This window comes from Nostoc sp., assembly GCF_036917515.1.
Classification (GTDB): Bacteria; Cyanobacteriota; Cyanobacteriia; order Cyanobacteriales; family Nostocaceae; genus Nostoc.
Window position 1 is genome coordinate 24973 of the sequence record NZ_JBALDE010000148.1, and the last position, 16881, is coordinate 41853.

General features: G+C 41.9%; 14 protein-coding genes, 1 tRNA gene and 1 pseudogene. 9 read left to right on the forward strand and 7 right to left on the reverse strand.

From position 1 onward, the window contains the following. The first annotated feature begins 46 nt into the window (after window positions 1-46). Genes V7K89_RS19110 through V7K89_RS19120 form a run of 3 tightly spaced genes read left to right on the forward strand, consistent with a single transcriptional unit; the run spans window position 47 to window position 4579 of the window. Entirely contained in the window at window positions 47-571 is a 525-nt protein-coding gene (locus V7K89_RS19110; RefSeq protein WP_335189831.1) for a Uma2 family endonuclease, read from the forward strand. Next, window positions 558-3890, forward strand: a complete 3333-nt coding sequence (locus V7K89_RS19115; protein ID WP_335189804.1) for a type I restriction endonuclease subunit R — start codon at window positions 558-560, stop codon at window positions 3888-3890. Before V7K89_RS19110 ends, V7K89_RS19115 begins: the two co-directional genes overlap by 14 nt. Then, window positions 3887-4579, forward strand: coding sequence for a M48 family metallopeptidase (locus tag V7K89_RS19120; RefSeq protein ID WP_335189806.1), 693 nt, complete (start codon window positions 3887-3889; stop codon window positions 4577-4579). The genes V7K89_RS19115 and V7K89_RS19120 overlap by 4 nt, the downstream gene beginning before the upstream one ends. A gap of 3 nt (window positions 4580-4582) precedes the next feature. Here the strand turns inward: V7K89_RS19120 and V7K89_RS19125 are convergent. From V7K89_RS19125 to V7K89_RS19135, 3 genes are all read right to left on the reverse strand, one after another. Continuing rightward, window positions 4583-4655, reverse strand: a tRNA-Ala gene (locus V7K89_RS19125). Between the two features lie 65 nt (window positions 4656-4720). After that, the gene (locus tag V7K89_RS19130) at window positions 4721-5449 is read right to left on the reverse strand and encodes an HAD family hydrolase (protein WP_335189808.1); all 729 of its coding nucleotides are present in this window, start codon (window positions 5447-5449) and stop codon (window positions 4721-4723) included. After that, window positions 5446-6333 carry a class I SAM-dependent methyltransferase gene (locus V7K89_RS19135; RefSeq protein WP_335189810.1) on the reverse strand — a complete coding sequence of 296 codons (888 nt, stop codon included), beginning with the start codon at window positions 6331-6333 and terminating at the stop codon, window positions 5446-5448. The genes V7K89_RS19130 and V7K89_RS19135 overlap by 4 nt, the downstream gene beginning before the upstream one ends. Window positions 6334-6697: 364 nt before the next feature. Here V7K89_RS19135 and V7K89_RS19140 point away from each other — a divergent pair, with 364 nt between their 5' ends. The 4 genes from V7K89_RS19140 (at window position 6698) to V7K89_RS19155 (ending at window position 10876) form a co-directional block, all read left to right on the forward strand. Further along, window positions 6698-6853 carry a hypothetical protein gene (locus V7K89_RS19140; protein WP_335189812.1) on the forward strand — a complete coding sequence of 52 codons (156 nt, stop codon included), beginning with the start codon at window positions 6698-6700 and terminating at the stop codon, window positions 6851-6853. A gap of 20 nt (window positions 6854-6873) precedes the next feature. Next, complete coding sequence (locus tag V7K89_RS19145) at window positions 6874-8055, forward strand: RtcB family protein (RefSeq protein ID WP_335189814.1); 1182 nt, start codon at window positions 6874-6876, stop codon at window positions 8053-8055. A 545-nt stretch (window positions 8056-8600) separates the two neighbouring features. Next, window positions 8601-9353 carry an ABC transporter ATP-binding protein gene (locus V7K89_RS19150; RefSeq protein ID WP_335189817.1) on the forward strand — a complete coding sequence of 251 codons (753 nt, stop codon included), beginning with the start codon at window positions 8601-8603 and terminating at the stop codon, window positions 9351-9353. Beyond that, window positions 9350-10876 carry a hypothetical protein gene (locus V7K89_RS19155; protein WP_335189819.1) on the forward strand — a complete coding sequence of 509 codons (1527 nt, stop codon included), beginning with the start codon at window positions 9350-9352 and terminating at the stop codon, window positions 10874-10876. The genes V7K89_RS19150 and V7K89_RS19155 overlap by 4 nt, the downstream gene beginning before the upstream one ends. A gap of 59 nt (window positions 10877-10935) precedes the next feature. Here V7K89_RS19155 and V7K89_RS19160 read toward each other — a convergent pair. Then, window positions 10936-11175, reverse strand: a pseudogene (locus V7K89_RS19160) (hypothetical protein); the annotation flags it as partial. Window positions 11176-11337: 162 nt separating this feature from the next. Beyond that, entirely contained in the window at window positions 11338-12636 is a 1299-nt protein-coding gene (locus tag V7K89_RS19165) for a dihydrolipoamide acetyltransferase family protein (protein ID WP_335189821.1), read from the reverse strand. A 403-nt stretch (window positions 12637-13039) separates the two neighbouring features. On the opposite strand from V7K89_RS19165, the gene V7K89_RS19170 reads away from it, so the two are divergent. Continuing rightward, window positions 13040-13558 (forward strand): hypothetical protein, encoded by a 519-nt coding sequence (locus tag V7K89_RS19170; protein ID WP_335189823.1) that lies wholly within the window; start codon window positions 13040-13042, stop codon window positions 13556-13558. A 62-nt stretch (window positions 13559-13620) separates the two neighbouring features. On the opposite strand, the gene V7K89_RS19175 is transcribed toward V7K89_RS19170, so the two are convergent. Continuing rightward, the gene (locus V7K89_RS19175; protein ID WP_069072569.1) at window positions 13621-14070 is read right to left on the reverse strand and encodes a YlqD family protein; all 450 of its coding nucleotides are present in this window, start codon (window positions 14068-14070) and stop codon (window positions 13621-13623) included. A 42-nt stretch (window positions 14071-14112) separates the two neighbouring features. Next, entirely contained in the window at window positions 14113-16089 is a 1977-nt protein-coding gene (locus V7K89_RS19180) for an AMP-dependent synthetase/ligase (protein ID WP_335189825.1), read from the reverse strand. A gap of 228 nt (window positions 16090-16317) precedes the next feature. On the opposite strand from V7K89_RS19180, the gene V7K89_RS19185 reads away from it, so the two are divergent. Next, window positions 16318-16563 carry a hypothetical protein gene (locus V7K89_RS19185; RefSeq protein WP_335189828.1) on the forward strand — a complete coding sequence of 82 codons (246 nt, stop codon included), beginning with the start codon at window positions 16318-16320 and terminating at the stop codon, window positions 16561-16563. Window positions 16564-16881: the final 318 nt, after the last annotated feature.

Here is a 16881-nt window from a genome sequence, read left to right on the forward strand (position 1 = left end):
CCACTTAACCCCTGACGAATATCTCCAATGGGAAGCGAGATAGGAGATTAAACACGAGTATATAAATGGCGAAGTTTACGCCATGACAGGCGGGACAATTCCCCATAACGCCATAGCTGTTAACCTCATCGCCGCACTTAGATCCCATGTTAGAGGAAGTGCTTGCAGGGTTTTAGGAACTGAAGCCAAAGTGGGAATTACAGAAAAAGGTTCCTTTTTCTATCCTGATGTACTTGTAACCTGCAACGCCCAAGATAGACAAGCGATTCAAGTCATTCGATTCCCTAAACTGATTGTTGAAGTTCTTTCTCCCGGAACTGAAGCCTACGACCGAGGTGCTAAATTTGCCCAATATCGCCGGCTAGAAAGTTTGCAGGAATACGTACTAATTAATTCCGAAAGCATTGGCGTAGAAATATTCCGCCTCAACGAACGCAGCAAATGGGAACTAACTTCTTATACCACCGATGACGAAATCGAGTTAATTAGCATAGAGTTTAAATTTCCTATCGCACTGCTGTACGAAGATGTAGAATTTCCGCCACAGGGGGCGCAAAATGACGGGACTTGAATATACATATACAGAACTACCCACAATAGAACAACTCCAAAAAATGCGACAACTTCCCGGCGGTTTAGGCTGGGAACACATCGAAGCAAACCCCTTCGCTACAACCCCCGAACAACGGGACGATTACCACGAAGTTCTCCTAATTCCCCGACTCCAGCGCCAACTCAGAGAAATCAACCTCGACGACAACAGACAACCCTGGCTAGACCAACGCCGCATCAACCAAGCCATCAGCCAACTGCAAAACCTCAGCCCCGGTAAACTGATGGAGAAAAACGAAACCCTGACAAAACTCCTCCTCACAGGCGTGAAAGTTGAAGGACTCACAGGAAAACAAATTACCATCAACCTGATAGACTTCGACCACCCCGAACGTAACGACTTCCTCGCCATCAGCCAATTCCGCATCGACCCACCGGGAGTAAAAGGCCCCAAAGGTCACTACCGCCCCGATATCATTTTGTTTGTCAACGGTATCCCCCTCGTCGTCATCGAATGCAAAGCCCCAGGTGCAGATATGCTCAAATCTGGGATTCAAGACTTGCTAAAATACTCCAACCAACGCCACAGCCTGCAACCAGAAGGAATTGAGCGCCTTTTTCACTACAACCAACTGATGATTTCCTGCACCTCCGGGCGGGCTGTTGTGGGTACGGTGGGAAGTCAACCCAAGCATTATCTCGAATGGAAAGACACCAGCCCTTTTGATTCCAACTTAATCACCCAGGTTTTAGACATCACAAACCCTACCCTTCCCGAAGAAGAATTAATCTCAAGTGCATCCAATTACTTATTACCTGAATCTTCCCCTACTAACGAAGGTGAGATAACAGCAGTCAAAAGCGGCGAAAAGTTAGAAGATTTAATTGACCCATCCAAACTTAACCGCCGCCAGCAACTCATCGCCGGAATGCTTCACCCCGCCAACTTGCTGGATATCCTGCGCCACTACACTCTGTTCACAACCAAACACAACCGTCGCATCAAAATAGTCCCGCGCTATCAACAATTTCGTGGCGTATTCAAAGCCGTTGACCGCTTGCTACACGGTAAAACCAAAACACAACACGGTAGCCAAGACCAGCGCGGCGGTATTATCTGGCACTACCAAGGCTCTGGTAAAAGCTTGGATATGGTGTTTATCCTCCGCAAACTGCGGACAATTCCCCAACTTCAACAGTTTAAAGCTGTCATCGTTACCGATCGCACAGATTTAGAAGACCAACTTCAACAAACAGCAACCCTTTCCGGTCAAACTCTGCAAGTAGCAACAAGTATCAAAGATTTAGCGAAGAAACTGCGACAAACAGGGCCGGGTATTGTTTTTGGAATGGTTCAGAAATTTAACAAAATTAATGGGGCGGAAGAATACGCTGATATCGATCAACTCAAGTATGCTCTTAATTCCTCCAAGGATATTTTACTGTTAATCGACGAAGCACACCGCTCTCATAATAAAACTCTCCACGGGTATTTATCAGCAGCTCTACCTAATTGCGCCAAAATTGGTTTTACAGGAACTCCCATCATCTCCGCAAAGAAAAAGAAAACAAAAGAAATCTTTGCTCATGACGAAAATTCTTATATTGATATCTACAGTATCCGCGATTCCCAAAAAGATAATGTCACCGTTCCCATTTTCTACGAAGGGCTAGAAACAATGGGAGCAGTCAAAGGAGCCAACACCCTAGACCAACTTTTTGAGGTGCTATTTCAAGACTATACCGCAGAAGAACGGGCAGCAATTAAATCCAAATACGTTGGTAAGAAAAACGTCCTCAACTCCAAAGAACTGATGAAGGACAAGGCTAGACATATCTTACGGCACTATGTCACCCGGATCATGCAGGGTAAATTTAAAGCTCAGGTAGCAGCAAGCGATCGCGATGCTTGCGTTTTGTACCAGCAATATCTTACCGCAGCCAAAGAGGAACTGATTCAAGAATTAGAATCAAAAGCCATTATTCTGCAAAGTCTGAAATTAGAATCAGCACCTCCCGAATACCGCACCCTCGTACAAGCTTATCCTTACCTCGATACCATCAAACGTTTAGAATTTGCGGCGATTATCTCCGCCGACAGCAAAAAAGACCCCCAAGCCTGGAAACAATGGACGGATGAAAATAACCATACCACCTACAAAAACCGTTTCTGGAAAAACTTAGATGAAGATGGTTTAGCTTTTTTAATTGTGAATAATAAACTCTTAGTGGGCTTCGACGCACCTTTAGAACAAGTCCTATATGTAGACCGCAGCTTAGTAGAACATGATTTATTACAAGCGATCGCTCGTACCAACCGCACCGCCGAAGGTAAAGACTACGGTTTAATTGTAGACTATTACGGTATCGACATCGCCGCCGCGATGAGTGTCTACGACCAAGAAGATGTCGCTGGTGCTTGGTTTGATATCCAAGAAGAACTACCCAAACTAGACCGAGCTTATCAACGGGTAATCAACTTTTGGCAAGAACGCAACTTAAATATTTACGATGACCAAGAAGCTTGTGTAAATATCCTAAATCATGATGAGCAATCGCGTGCAGAATTTTATCAACTTCTGCGGGAGTTTCTGCAAGCAATGGATGCCTTTTTACCTCGTCCCCAAGCTTTGCGCTACCTGAAGGACGCGAAAAAATTGGGAGAATTAAAGAAATTAGTCGATGATATTTTCCGAGATGAACACCCAGAAGATGCTAAAGAAAAAGTTCAAGCGCTGATAGACCAACACATTCAATCTCAGGGGATTAACCTGAAAGTCTCACTAGTAAATATCCTTGACCTAGACTTTGAACAACGGGTACAACAAAGACATTCTGTCCAAACTCGTGCGGCCGAAATGGAACACGCTATCCGTTACCACATCCGCACCCACCTAGACGATGACCCAGTTTATTATCGCAATCTCAGCGACAAACTAGAAGAAATTTTACAACGTTTGGGTGCAGATTGGAATGCGATCGCTACAGAATTTTTAAACCTAGCGCAAAAAGTTCGAGCCGAACAAACCGAAGTCAGCGAAAATCAACCATCAGCCCAAATTCGCCCATTCTTCAATGCTCTCATCGATACGCTGGAGTCATCAACACCCGAAATTGCCACCCAACTACAAATCTTTACCACCGAACTGGTAGACTTTATCTACAACCAAAGTTATGTAATCGGCTTCTGGAACGATTTGGTAGCCAGAGAAAACCTCTGCAAAAATATCTGGCTGAAATTAGAAGATTTAAATGTCTTCCCAGATAGTAAACTGGATGGTTTAGCAGACCAAATCACCCAATTAGCCGAACGACACGATGCAAATCGAAGCAGATGAAAACCATTAATGTTGGAGAACTTTCTTTTGAACTGCGCGAAAGTCCCCGTCGTCGCACAGTTGAAATTACCATAGAACGCGACGGTCAACTAATCATCACAACACCACCTCAAGTCCCAGTAGAAAAACTAGGACAAATTATCGAACAACGCCGCTTCTGGATTTACAGCAAACTCCTCAAAAAAGCAGCTATCAAACCGCCATCTGCACAAAAAACTTATTTACCAGGCGAAGGCTTCCACTATTTAGGACGCAGCTATCGCCTCAAATTAGTAAACAGCGCAGACAACCCCCTGAGACTTTACCAAGGACGCTTTGAACTTTTGCGATCGCATCAAGACCAAGGTCGAGATTTATTTATTCAATGGTATCGCGGTCATATTCAACAGCATTTAGAATCAATTATTACATCTTTTACTAACAGAATCGGCAAAGCACCGACTTCGATGCAAGTCCGTGAACTCGGTAATCGTTGGGGTTCATGTAATCCAAAAGGTGATATTTATTTCCACTGGCGGGTTGCTTTGCTTCCTAGTTCCATGATTGAATATCTGGTAGTGCATGAAATGGTTCACTTAGTTCAACCCAACCACAATAGAGACTTTTGGGACAGGGTAGAGCGAATTTTACCTGACTGCGTGGATAGAAAAGAGTGGTTGGCAAAAAACGGCGCAACTTTCAGTTTATAAATATGGAGAATAACGGATTCGAACCGATGACCTCTGCGGTGCGATCGCAGCACTCTACCAACTGAGCTAATTCCCCTTAATCGGTGCTAAGTCAAGAGTACTATGACTCATTAATTTCAGACATTATCACCATAGATTATTCTAACATTCAGTTACCGATGGTTGAGGCTGTTTTTGGGAATAAACTTTTTGCACCCGTTCGAGTTCCAAATCACTCAGATAATCAACAGTCCAGTTACAGCAGCGCTGGAGCATGTGGAATGGGTAAGTATTTGCGACGCCAACTACTTGCATCTGCGATCGCTTTGCTGCTTCGATACCTGCTGGAGTATCTTCTATTGCCAGACACTCTTGTGGTTGAAGATTCAATTCGGGATATTCTTGATTCAGACGTTTTACTGCCAGTAGATAACCGTCGGGTTCTGGTTTACTGGTGGTAATGTCATCACCCGCGACGATAATTTTAAAATGTTCGGCTAGTTTAGCTCGCTGGAGCACTAATTCTATTTCTTTGCGAAAAGCGCCACTGACTAATCCTAATTTTAGATTCCGCGATCGCACCTGAAATATTAAGTCTTCCACACCTGGATATAAAGGCAGTCTCTCTATTTTCTCTAGTTCGACCACATACGCTTGGGCTTTCCGGTACAGCAACTGAGTTAAATATTTTTCATTGCCTACTCTACCACGATTAGCGAGTAGTTGCCCAAAACAAGCGCGATCGCTGCGTCCTAGAGAAGCTTGACGCTCACTCACCCTTTGGGGTTGGAGATTTTCTTCCATGAGAATCTCATCGATCAGTTGCAGGTGGATTGGCTCATCGTTAATGATCACGCCATTAAAATCAAAGAGAACTGCCTTTAAACTCATGCCATTATGCCAAACGCTGGAGAACCAAGTCCCTCCAAATCATTATTATCTACTGATGTGGCAGTATACTGACGGACATTTTTGGTTACTATTGGTTTAATGCCGCTAGTTACCTGATTTATCCACCATACATCCTGCGATCGTACCGCTTCAAATCCGGCTGCACCCATATTCGCCTCTACGCTACCAGCAGCATACTCACGAATATATGGCTCCTCAAAAACATCATTAAGCCATTCTAACTGACGCAGAGTCTTCTGATTCCCATCTAAAATTAACACTTGACCTCCAGTTACCAGCAACCGGAAGCTTTCTTTTAGAATTGCTAAAGACGCCGCATCTGGTGTTTCGTGGAATAACAAGGAAGCTGTTACTAAGTCAAATGTTGCATCTTTCAAACCCGTTTTTTCAGCATTTCCATGTCGCCATACTATATCTAAATCAGCATTTCTAGCTTTATCTTCTGCCCTTACCAACATATATGGTGATAAGTCCAAACCTATAACTTCCGCTTCCGGGAAAGCCTGTTTTAACATTAAAGTAGTGGAACCTGTGCCACAGCCTAAATCGAGTATGCGTCGTGGTTTTACCTTGATGGCATCAACTAAAGCTTGACGAACAATACTTTCATTAGGCGGTATAACGTATTGAGTAATCGGATCGTAAGTAACTGCTGCATTGTAAGTCAGATATCCGCCAGTAATACCGTGAAAGTTTTGATTACTGTAGTACCACGGAATTATGACATCATCTCGTCGATAGCGATCGCACTCTTTCTCCCAATTAATACTATCAGCGTAACGCCGTAATCCATCTTCATCAATCAAAAGACGCACTACGGGTGATAAAAAACGTTCCCAGATTGTATCTTGACGCACTGCCATATTGTGTCAGAACTTTAAGAAGCTATTTAAACAAACTGATTTTCTTTACAAATTTTAATACATCTGGCAATTATCTGCTTTCTCTGTATGGTGTAGGCTTGATTTTTGTAATTTGTGTATTACAATTGTAATATACAAATTACTCCTATAAGGAGTTCTTCAGCTTCACGAAAATTGAGAGAGCCAAATGAAAGACAATACAACATTTAAATTGCTACAACTAACTAAGTAGTGGGTTATAAACTATAGCGATAATTATTAGTGCCCTATATTTAATCCTTGCAAGTGACGTTCCTTTGTCGCTAGCGCTGCGCTAACGGCAGTTGCTCATCAGGGAAACCCCAGACGTTCTCTACGAGACGCTATGCCTTCTACAAAGAAGCAAGCTACACGCAGTGTGTCGCAGACAAGCCTCGTGTTCGCGTTAGAGTCTTTGACAAAAGAAGGAGAAGAGAAGGCTTTACGCTGCCCTATAGCCAAGGGAGAAGACCGCACTGCCTCACCAAAATCTAAAATTTAAAATCTAAAATAGAAACGATTATGCCCTACGAAAAGTTAGAAATTACCACACCAGCACCCGTCTTATCTTGGGCAAATCACTCTTTGGGGCCAGAAGAAACCAAGATGGCCAAGAATGTAGCATCATTACCATTTGTATTTAAGCACGTAGCTTTGATGCCAGATGTTCATTTAGGAAAAGGTGCTTTAGTGGGTTCTGTAATTGCGACCAAAGAGGCAATTATCCCTGCTGCTGTCGGCGTGGATATTGGTTGTGGGATGAGCGCTATTAAAACAGCATTTACTGCCGAACAACTAGAAGGTAAACTTAAGAAAATCCGCCTTGATATTGAAGCAGCAATTCCGACTGGATTCAACGAAAATAAAGACATTGAAAAATCTGTCAGTAACTGGCAACACTGGGATGATTTTAAAGACTTGCATCGTGGTGTGCAAGACCTACAAACTAAAGCAATGAAACAGATGGGTTCTCTCGGTGGAGGAAACCACTTTATTGAGGTGTGCCTCGATACAGAGAATCAAGTTTGGCTAATGCTGCATTCTGGTTCGCGTAACATCGGTAATAAACTTGCCCAGTGTCATATTCACACAGCCAGAGAATTAGCAAAGATGGCAGGTAATAAATTGCCTGACCCTGATTTAGCTCATTTTGTCGCTGATACACCAGAATTCCAAGCATACTGGCACGATTTGCAATGGTCACAAAACTATGCGCGTGTCAACCGCGATGTGATGATGGCGCGTTTTAAACATATAGTTGAGAAGCATTTAGCCGGTGGAAAAGCAACTAAACCTTTATTGCAGGTTAATTGTCATCACAATTACGCCGAAAAAGAAGTGCATTTTGACGAGGATGTATACGTTACTCGTAAAGGTGCAGTCCGTGCCCAAACTGAAGATTATGGGATTATTCCTGGTTCGATGGGGGCAAAGTCTTTCATCATTAAGGGTAAAGGTAATGCCCATAGCTTTTGTTCTTGTTCTCATGGTGCAGGGCGTTTGTTGTCTAGAAATAAGGCCAAAAATGTTTACACACTTGATGATTTGATAGAGCAAACAAATGGTGTAGAATGCCGCAAAGATGAGGGTGTGTTAGATGAGATTCCTGGTGCTTATAAACCGATAGAACAAGTGATGGAAAATCAGGCAGATTTGGTTGAGGTTGTAGCAACACTTAAGCAAGTTCTTTGTGTTAAGGGCTAAATTTATGTAGAGTGGGCAACGCCCACTTTTTTATTTTTTAAACGCTAAAAGCCTAGCAAATATAAGTTTTAATTTTAATACTTAACAAAATAAGTTTTCTTTATAAAATTTATTGAAGCATTAAGTATGAGGTTTTGAAGTGCAGAATGTGGTATATAAAGTTTGTTTATAGTATCTTGCATAAAACTAAAAAACTAGACTGATTGATATTTGAGGGTTCGATAAACAACATTCTCAAACTTAAAAACTCTAACTAAACAAATGATTGCAATATTTTTAGAAGATTCAAAGCAATGATTATCTTCATGAGATTAGGGACGCCATCAGTATAAATTGAGCGTGTTGTTGAAGAAATTCTTCGTCATGAAATCACGCCAGAAATATGCCAATTGTATACATTCCTGTATAGGCGGTAACATCCACCAACTCTATAATACCTTTATCTTCTGGAAATACTTCTGGGCATTGATATTCTTAGGCAATCGCTAGCATAATATCCTCAATAAAACGTTCTGCTTCATTTGAATTAAGCATAATCACAACATATGAAAATCGCACTTCAACTTTCCCAACTTAGCAAGTATTATGGTTCTCACCAAGCTGTAAACAATCTCAGCTTGCAGATTGCAGAAGGTTCATTTTATGCTCTTTTAGGTCCCAACGGTGCAGGAAAAACTACTACTCTACGAATGATTGCAGGGTTACTACGACCAGATAACGGGGATATTATGATCTTAGGACATAGTATCCGGCGATCGCCTCAAAAAGCAAAGCAACTTTTAGCATACCTACCTGAAGAACCTCTACTCTACAACAAGTTACGTCCGATAGAGTATTTAGAGTTTATCGCCGGACTTTGGGGAATTCCTCCTTCTAAAGCTCAATCTTCTGCCGAAGAACTCCTTAAACAATTAAACTTGTGGGATAACAGAGGAGATTTTAGTGAAACTTTTTCGCGAGGGATGAGGCAAAAACTTGCTTTAGCAGGGGCATTAATTCATCAGCCGAGAATTATTATCTTAGATGAACCGCTAACAGGATTAGATGCAGCCGCAGCCCGCTTAGTCAAAAATATGCTCACCGAGTTTGTAAACCAAGGTGGTGTGGTAATTTTAACTACTCATATTATGGAAATTGCCGAGCGTATGGCGCAGCGAATTGGGATTATTAATCATGGGTATTTAGTTGCCGAAGGTACTTTAGATGAACTTAGAACTCAAAGTGGTGAAGCAGGCGGTAGTTTGGAGAGGGTCTTTTTAGAATTAACTCAAGATAATAATGTTGAAGGTGCAAAATGAAAGTAGGGACATTACCTTGGCTTTTAGGCTACGAATTAAGTCTGTGGTGGCGTGAAAATACTGTTAGATATGTAGCAATATTTGTTTTCAGTATTTTTACACTTTTGGCTAGTATTCTTTATTTAACTTTGTTATGGGTTACGTCTGGTAATATTCGAGGTGCGATATCATTTCATACCATACCAGATTCTGCTATTTGGATAGCGGTAGTAGTCTGGTTGTTCGGATTTTATTATAGCTTTATCCAAGCGATGAGAAGTAGCTTGATGGCGTTATTTGAACGCGGGGATTTAGATTTACTCGTGTCATCACCAATTTCGAGTCAAGTGATTTTTGCGAGTCAAGTGTTAAGAATTGCCTTGAAAACTTTTTTCAGTGGTTGTTTATTTGTAATTCCTATAAGTTTAATCGCTTTATTACTTGGTATTCCTCAACTTTTAGGGCTTTACCCGGCTTTGATTGGTCTTAGCTTAAGCGCTACAAGTTTAGCAATGTTATTTGTTTTAGCGCTAGTTCGTGTTATAGGTGCAAAACGGACGCGGACTTTTGCTCAAGTTCTTACAGTTTTATTTATCATCACTATATATTTGAGTTCTCAGTTACCTAATCTCCTGAAAAAAACGGATGGAAACACGGCATCAATTTGGTTTCAGTTAGAACATTGGTTAGCGAAAGGAAACTTTTTGAGTGCAGATAGTTGGGTCTGGTTTCCTGCAAGGGCTATTTTCTTTGATCCGGTGTCAGTAGTGTTAGTGTTGTTAATTAGTATCAGTTTGACGTGGTTAACGGTGGAAGTTTTACATCGTTATTTTATTGCAGGTATACAGCAGCAAATTACAAGTGAACACCGTCAACTGCGTCCAACCCAAGCAACTCGCCTTGTTGGTGGTTTTAATCGTGTTGCTTTACTAAAAGAATGGCGGATTATGCGGCGCAATCCTTATTTAATTTCACGCCTATTTCTGCAAATATTTCTCCTCACATTCGCATTTTGGAGTATATTCCGACAACATAATAATGGTGGTATTTTAGGGATGAGTTTAGTGTTGGCAGAAGCTTTGACATCAAATTTAGTGCAAATTTGCGTTTCTGGGGAAGAAGCACCAGATTTGCTCAAATCTTCACCAGTAAATAGTTCAAAGCTGCATCAATTGAAGTTGTTAGCGGCATTAATTCCTATCTGGTTATTCATATCACCACTGTTTATTGTTTTGATAGTCAACGGTAAACCGTGGTTTATACCGATGGTGGTTTTTTTCGCTGGTACTACTTGTGCAGCAACTCTCAGTCTATGGAATTCTCGCCCTGTAAAGTTTACAGAATTGTTTCGACGACGGAAAAATAGTAAACTCGATGTATGGTTAAGTTTACTCGAAATTATTTCCTTGCTTTCTTGGGGATGGTTAGGATTTAGCTTGCAACAAGGTCATTTGCACACCGTTTTGACTTTACTGGCTGTGATTGGTTTAGTTGTAGCATTAGCATACGGGCGTAGTCGTCAGTTAGGGCGTGTCATCAATTAAGCCAGATAACAATAGCAAGATAAATTGCGCCTAGAAAGTTCTTTGACTCGGTATTTGCTCAAAGCAAAGTCCAGCATCCGTAGTGGCAAGGGTGGAGTCGATGCTAGTAAGGTTTGAAACTCCAAATGCAGTATTTGATTGGCAGTTTGCAAAAAGGTTACTGAGTCGGCACGAATTGGTTCTTGATTTAATTCTGTTTTGAGAATCTGGATATCCGTTACCTCAGATGCAAGTAAATAGTGGATAAAATTTTTTGGATACTGCTCAACCAGATATTTAAGAGTGTTGTCGTATGTCACTTTGATATTAGTTTGGACATAAACTTATGTAAAGATGTGATATCGCTACATAGTTTGTCCATCAAAAATTTAAGTCTACGTATTGTTTATTGTTAGCGCTACTCTACGATAAACTGCTGCTCGCTGATAGCGCTAACGTTTAAATTTTGTGTCTTTTCAAAACTACAGTGTCAAAGATTGAGGATTTGTCTCAATCAATTTTGCCAAATCTTGCAAGAACGCCGCAGCATGTGCACCATAAATAATTCGGTGATCTGAAGTAATATTTACTTGCATTTGTTGGCGCACGCCAAATAAACCATCGGGTGTTGCTACCACTTGCGGACGGGATGCCCCGATCGCTAAAATTGAACCTTGTCCAGGCGGCAAAATTGCATCAAATTTATCTACGCCAAACATCCCCAAATTTGACAAGGTAAATGTACCGCTGTTGTATTCTTGGGGTTGTAGTTGTTTTGCCCTCGCACGTTCTACCAAAGACTTCCAAGTACGTGATAGAGAATATATATCCACTGTGTCTGCATTTTGCAGGACAGGTGTAATCAATCCGCCATCATCCATCGCTACTGCTACAGAAATGTTGATATCAGAATGATAAACAATACCCTGGTCTGAGTAGCTAGCATTTAACAATGGATGTTTTTGCAATGTCACCGCTACAGCTTTCACCAGTAGCGCTGTCATTGTCACGCCTTTAGATTTAATTTGTTTATAAAGTTTGTCTAATCCATCGGTGGTAATTGTATAACCGACACGGAAGACGGGCACGGATATAGTGGCTACCATGTTCCGCACGACAGCATTTTGGAAGGTAGTTAGAGGCACGGTTTGACCAGGAACAGCCGCTACCACTGGTGTAGGTGTTGGTGTCCGAGGTGCTGGGGGTGCAACTGGGGCGCTGGTTGGTACGGGTGCTGGTGGGGCAACTGGGGCAGGGGTGGGTTGTTTGCCTTTATTAGACAATGCTTCTACATCTTCAGCGACAATGCGCCCGTGGGGGCCACTGCCTTGGAGTGTAGTTAAATCAACTTTGAGTTCTTTGGCTAACTTGCGCGCACGGGGTGAAACTACAAGCCTTCCTTCTTTGTGGTTAGAACCGTTTTGAGACGCTAAGGCAGGTGTGGCGACTGAGGCAGTGGCAGTAACTGGTTCAGGGGAAGAGGTAGTAGTAGCTGCGCCGCTGGAATTAGCCTGAGATTTGGCAGTTTCAATTTCAGCTTCCGTTTCGGCAATGAATGCGATCGCAGATCCTACTGGGGCAGTTTCACCAGCTTCAACTATGATATGGGCAAGAAATCCCTCATAGAAGGTTTCTACATCCATATCTGCCTTATCTGACTCTACAACCACCACTGTTTCGCCTTTTTCCACTTTGTCCCCTGGTGATTTCACCCAAGAGACGATTTTGCCTTCCGTCATGGTGGAACTCAGCGCCGGCATAAATACTTCGTGAATGCTCATAGGGTGGTTTGGAAATCAATGGTTTATGGACTTTAACAGCTTTTGTCAGATCGAATTGTATCTTGATGGGAGAGTTTTAGACTGTTTATATTTTAGGTTGGGGATTGGGCATTGGGCATGGGGCATTGGTTATTCGCTGATGACTCTAGGAACCTAAATATAGCTTAAAGGTCTATAATACAGAGCTATCCTCTATGGTTAGCCAATATCTCGATCTCGTTTTAGTCATTGACTTGCAAAAACCACCACGAATTTCTCACAGATTAAATAGGATTGCTATTTAATATTCCTCATAACCACTATTTAAGATACAAGAGCTTCTCACGGATAGAGGATATAGGATGTAGTTCAATCTAGAATTCAAAACTGGTAATAAACCTATTTGAAATTCCTGTTTATTTTTATGTCGGCAAAGCTGAAATTCTTTTTGATTGTGATATCAAGTATCTCTGCCACGGCTGGTGCTGGAGTTTATATTATTCAGCACCAGCAATCTGCACCGATTGTCGAGACTAGTGATGAGCGAACTCAGCAGATGGGAGCAATACATCAGTCTCAGGAAGTTGCAGTATTCTCAGAGCGTTCTGATTATCAAACTATACCTTTAGAAAAACTTAACTCATCTCTCCAAGGCAGTAATCCTACTACCCTTGCCCTGAATGCCTTTGAGGATATAGCAGCGGGAGGAACGCGAAAAATAGATGTAGTTTATCCGCAACCAAATCAGGCGTTAGTGACAATTACGCAAATCAAGCGGGGTAATAATTCAGTTGGGACAGTTAAATATCGAGCTGAGATGACAACCTTTGGGCGATCGCTTTTTATTAGCTCACCTCCAGTGTGGCAAATTGTTTGGGCTGGCTCCCAGGCAGAATGTTGGGCTGGGAGCCGTTACACTAAGTTAAATCACATCTGTCATTAGTCATTGGTCATTGGTAACAAAACAAATGACTAATGACTAATGACAACGGACAAGTGAAAAATTTAAATGTCGCCGCGAATTTCTTCGACAACGCCATCGCGTAGAACGATTTCGACTTGCATTTTGCTAATCAGGTTATCACCAGTTTCTACCCGGAAAAAGCCTTCCATTTGAAATTGGTTAACTTCCTGATCTTGCTGGAGAAACTGTACTTGCTGGAGGTTTTGCAGCAACTGGTTTTTTTGCTCCAAAAATTCACTTTTCTTTTGATTGACTTGGAGTTGGATATTGTCAATTTGTTGGAGGGTCTGCGGGCCAGGTGGTTGCAGACTCTGCTTTTGAATTGCCGCGATCGCTCTTTGTCCTTCAACGTCTAGCTGTTGCAGTTGCTGGTCAAGTTGATTGATTTGGGTTTGCAGCTGCTGTTGTACTTCCTCTTTCCAGAGGGGAGTCACAATAACTTTGACGTTGACGACGCGTTTGAGAAGCAAATTAGATTTGGAGACATCCATAAATATTTCACGTTCACTCTTTACAGTTAGCAGGTGGAATGATCAGGCAAACATGCCGTCAATAATATCGCGATAGCGTTCCGTGACGATGTGTCGGCGAACTTTTAGTGTTTGTGTCATCAAGCCATTTTCAATGGAAAACGGTTCCAGGATGAGTTTAAACGTTCCGATGCGGTCATCCGGTCGATAGCCTGGACGATTTTGGACTTCCCGATTTAATTCTTGGCGAAATAAATCCTGGATCATTCTACTCTCGAAGTCAATTTTTTGACTATCTGAGGAAATTTCTTGATCGTTGGGCGCATCCAGCGTCAGATTCTGACTTGCTGCCCATTTTTCTAAGGCTTCGACATTGGGGATAATTAAGGCTCCCAGGCTACGCCGATCTTGGCCGATGAGCATAATTTGATCGATGTATGGCGATCGCAAACACGCATCTTCGATCGGCTGTGGCTCGATGTTTTCCCCGTTCGTCAATACAATCGTATCCTTAGACCTGCCAGTTAGCACTAAGTCGTCTTGTGGTGTCAGCCAACCCAAATCGCCGCTATCAAACCAACCTTCAGCGTCAATTGCTTTCGCTGTCGCTTCGGGATTTTGGTAATAGCCTTGCATAATCTGCGGGCCCCTCAACAATAGCAAGCCTCGCTTCTCTATTGGTAGAGGCGCTTTTGTCTCAGGATCTACAATTTTAGCCTCGGTTGCAGGGAGTGGTAGCCCTGCTGCACCAATCAAATTTCGCCAAGGACGCCGTACATGGGTAACAGGAGAAGTTTCTGTCAAGCCATAGCCTTGCAAAATCTGCACACCAATAATTTCAAAGAAATTATCTATATGTCTGGGAAGCGCACCACCACCGCTAATCATCTGCTTAACTTGTCCTCCTGTGGCTTCTCGAACTTTGGCGTAAACCAGTCGTTCTCCCAATGCATGGAAGGGTAATAAAGCTGATGCTTGAATCTTAGCTGCTAATCGTTCGACGGCTGAAGCATGAAGATTATTTATATCCAATCCCTGAGCAGTTCGCTGCGCTTTGATATATTTGTCGCTAATGCCCAATAAAAAGTTAACTAGGCGTTGCTTATTCGCTGGTTGTTCGCGGAACTGCTTTTGCACTCCTTCATAAATTGATTCCCACAGGCGGGGTACACCCACCATGTAATTGGGTTTAAATTGTCTCAAATCCCCTTTTACAGAGCGCAAATTAGTATAAACTTGGGTGCAACCTTGAGATAGTAGGTAATATTCAACGGTTCGTTCGTAGCTGTGCCACGAAGGTAGGATACTGAGAACAATATCGCCAGCGTTTGGTTGCAATACTGTCCCAAATGTTGTTACTTGGTGCATCAAGTTACTATAAGACAGCATTACACCCTTGGGTTTACCTGTAGTACCAGAAGTATAAATTAAGGTTGCCAGAGCGTCACGATTTTGGTTGACTGGCACAACATTATAACTTTTCCCAATTTCGAGCAACTGCAAAAAGTTGAGTACCTTTAGGGTTTCGTCTGTTGGTGGTGTTTCATCGGAAAGTAAAATTACCACCTGAATTGGTAAATCTTTGAGGCGGTCTTGTAGTTTTTTAAATGTTTTTAAATCCTCAACGACGATCGCTGTACTGCCGCTATTAGTGATAATAAACAGCAATTCTTCTTTTTCGGCTTGAGAACTACGCACTGCATCAACGCCTCCAGCAGTCATTATGCCCTGATCAGCAATAAACCACCGAGGACTATTGTCAGCAATTAGGGAAATGCGATCGCCTACCTTTACTCCTAACGCCTGTAAGCCAGCAGCAAATAGTTGCATTTGCTCTGCCATCTGGGTATAAGTAATCACTAATTCTGGTTTAGCGTGAGGATTGCGGAGAGCGACAATATCACCAAATCGTTGAGCTGCCAAAGGCCAAATTTCTGGTAGCGATTCCACATTTGTGTAATCTACCAATCGCTTTAATGCCTGCCGTTCTTGCTCACTGATGTTAGATAAAAAAGAAGACGCGGTTTGGGTTTTTGACATAAACCTTACCTAAATATTTTTAACTGATCGTTTTCCAGCTTATTTTGTTATTAGGCTACAATAACCGTCCTTATTATCCACATTCCCTTCTGTGTATGATAATTCCAGGAATTCCACGTTTATATTTACAAAAATTTATGTTAAAGTTAATTTACATAGAGTGCAAGCAATGATTGTGTTTGCATCAAAGAACAGTGATCGCCTATGTTTCACAGGAGATGATTACCTATGAATTTTATCGATGCCATAATGCTAACGTTGCTCAATATTGCTGCTTGCATGGTGTTACCTAAGCTTTTAGCTATCCTTTTGGATGATAAAACCAAACTTACTGAAGCGTTGGCGAATAGTTCCAAATTACAAGCAGCCAAAATTGAACTTACAAGTTTTCCTTATTGTACAGCTTACCAATTGACAGGTAGCCAATACTGCAAATTCAGTCCTGATTTTTGTGCTAGGTGTTCTCCAAATTGATGGACTATTCGCTAGGAAAAATTCCTCAGTACTTCCGAAAACCAGCAATTCAATTAATTCTTCAACACATATTCATTCTCATTTCGACAGCTTAAAATCCCCGACTTCTTGAAGAAGTCGGGGATCTTTTTGTTCGTAATTCCTGTAAGGTTAACTAAACCTCGTTTATATTTACACTTTCTTGGTTACAAAATAACTCGTGAAGTTCAGTTTTATCTGACTTCCTTAGAGGATGTTTTAAAAGTCCAAGAAAGTAAAAACTCATGCGAGTCGTCGAAGCATAATACGTATCATCGCAATATAAATAAAAGTCTCGGA

Bases quoted from the DNA above. Each gene is read 5' to 3' on its own strand.
- V7K89_RS19135 (WP_335189810.1), bottom strand. From the start codon at position 6,333: ATGGCAGTGCGTCAAGATACAATCTGGGAACGTTTTTTATCACCCGTA.
- V7K89_RS19115 (WP_335189804.1), top strand. From the start codon at position 558: ATGACGGGACTTGAATATACATATACAGAACTACCCACAATAGAACAA.
- V7K89_RS19130 (WP_335189808.1), bottom strand. From the start codon at position 5,449: ATGAGTTTAAAGGCAGTTCTCTTTGATTTTAATGGCGTGATCATTAAC.
- V7K89_RS19180 (WP_335189825.1), bottom strand. From the start codon at position 16,089: ATGTCAAAAACCCAAACCGCGTCTTCTTTTTTATCTAACATCAGTGAG.
- V7K89_RS19140 (WP_335189812.1), top strand. From the start codon at position 6,698: ATGCCTTCTACAAAGAAGCAAGCTACACGCAGTGTGTCGCAGACAAGC.
- V7K89_RS19185 (WP_335189828.1), top strand. From the start codon at position 16,318: ATGAATTTTATCGATGCCATAATGCTAACGTTGCTCAATATTGCTGCT.
- V7K89_RS19155 (WP_335189819.1), top strand. From the start codon at position 9,350: ATGAAAGTAGGGACATTACCTTGGCTTTTAGGCTACGAATTAAGTCTG.
- V7K89_RS19120 (WP_335189806.1), top strand. From the start codon at position 3,887: ATGAAAACCATTAATGTTGGAGAACTTTCTTTTGAACTGCGCGAAAGT.
- V7K89_RS19145 (WP_335189814.1), top strand. From the start codon at position 6,874: ATGCCCTACGAAAAGTTAGAAATTACCACACCAGCACCCGTCTTATCT.
- V7K89_RS19170 (WP_335189823.1), top strand. From the start codon at position 13,040: ATGTCGGCAAAGCTGAAATTCTTTTTGATTGTGATATCAAGTATCTCT.
- V7K89_RS19150 (WP_335189817.1), top strand. From the start codon at position 8,601: ATGAAAATCGCACTTCAACTTTCCCAACTTAGCAAGTATTATGGTTCT.
- V7K89_RS19165 (WP_335189821.1), bottom strand. From the start codon at position 12,636: ATGAGCATTCACGAAGTATTTATGCCGGCGCTGAGTTCCACCATGACG.
- V7K89_RS19175 (WP_069072569.1), bottom strand. From the start codon at position 14,070: ATGGATGTCTCCAAATCTAATTTGCTTCTCAAACGCGTCGTCAACGTC.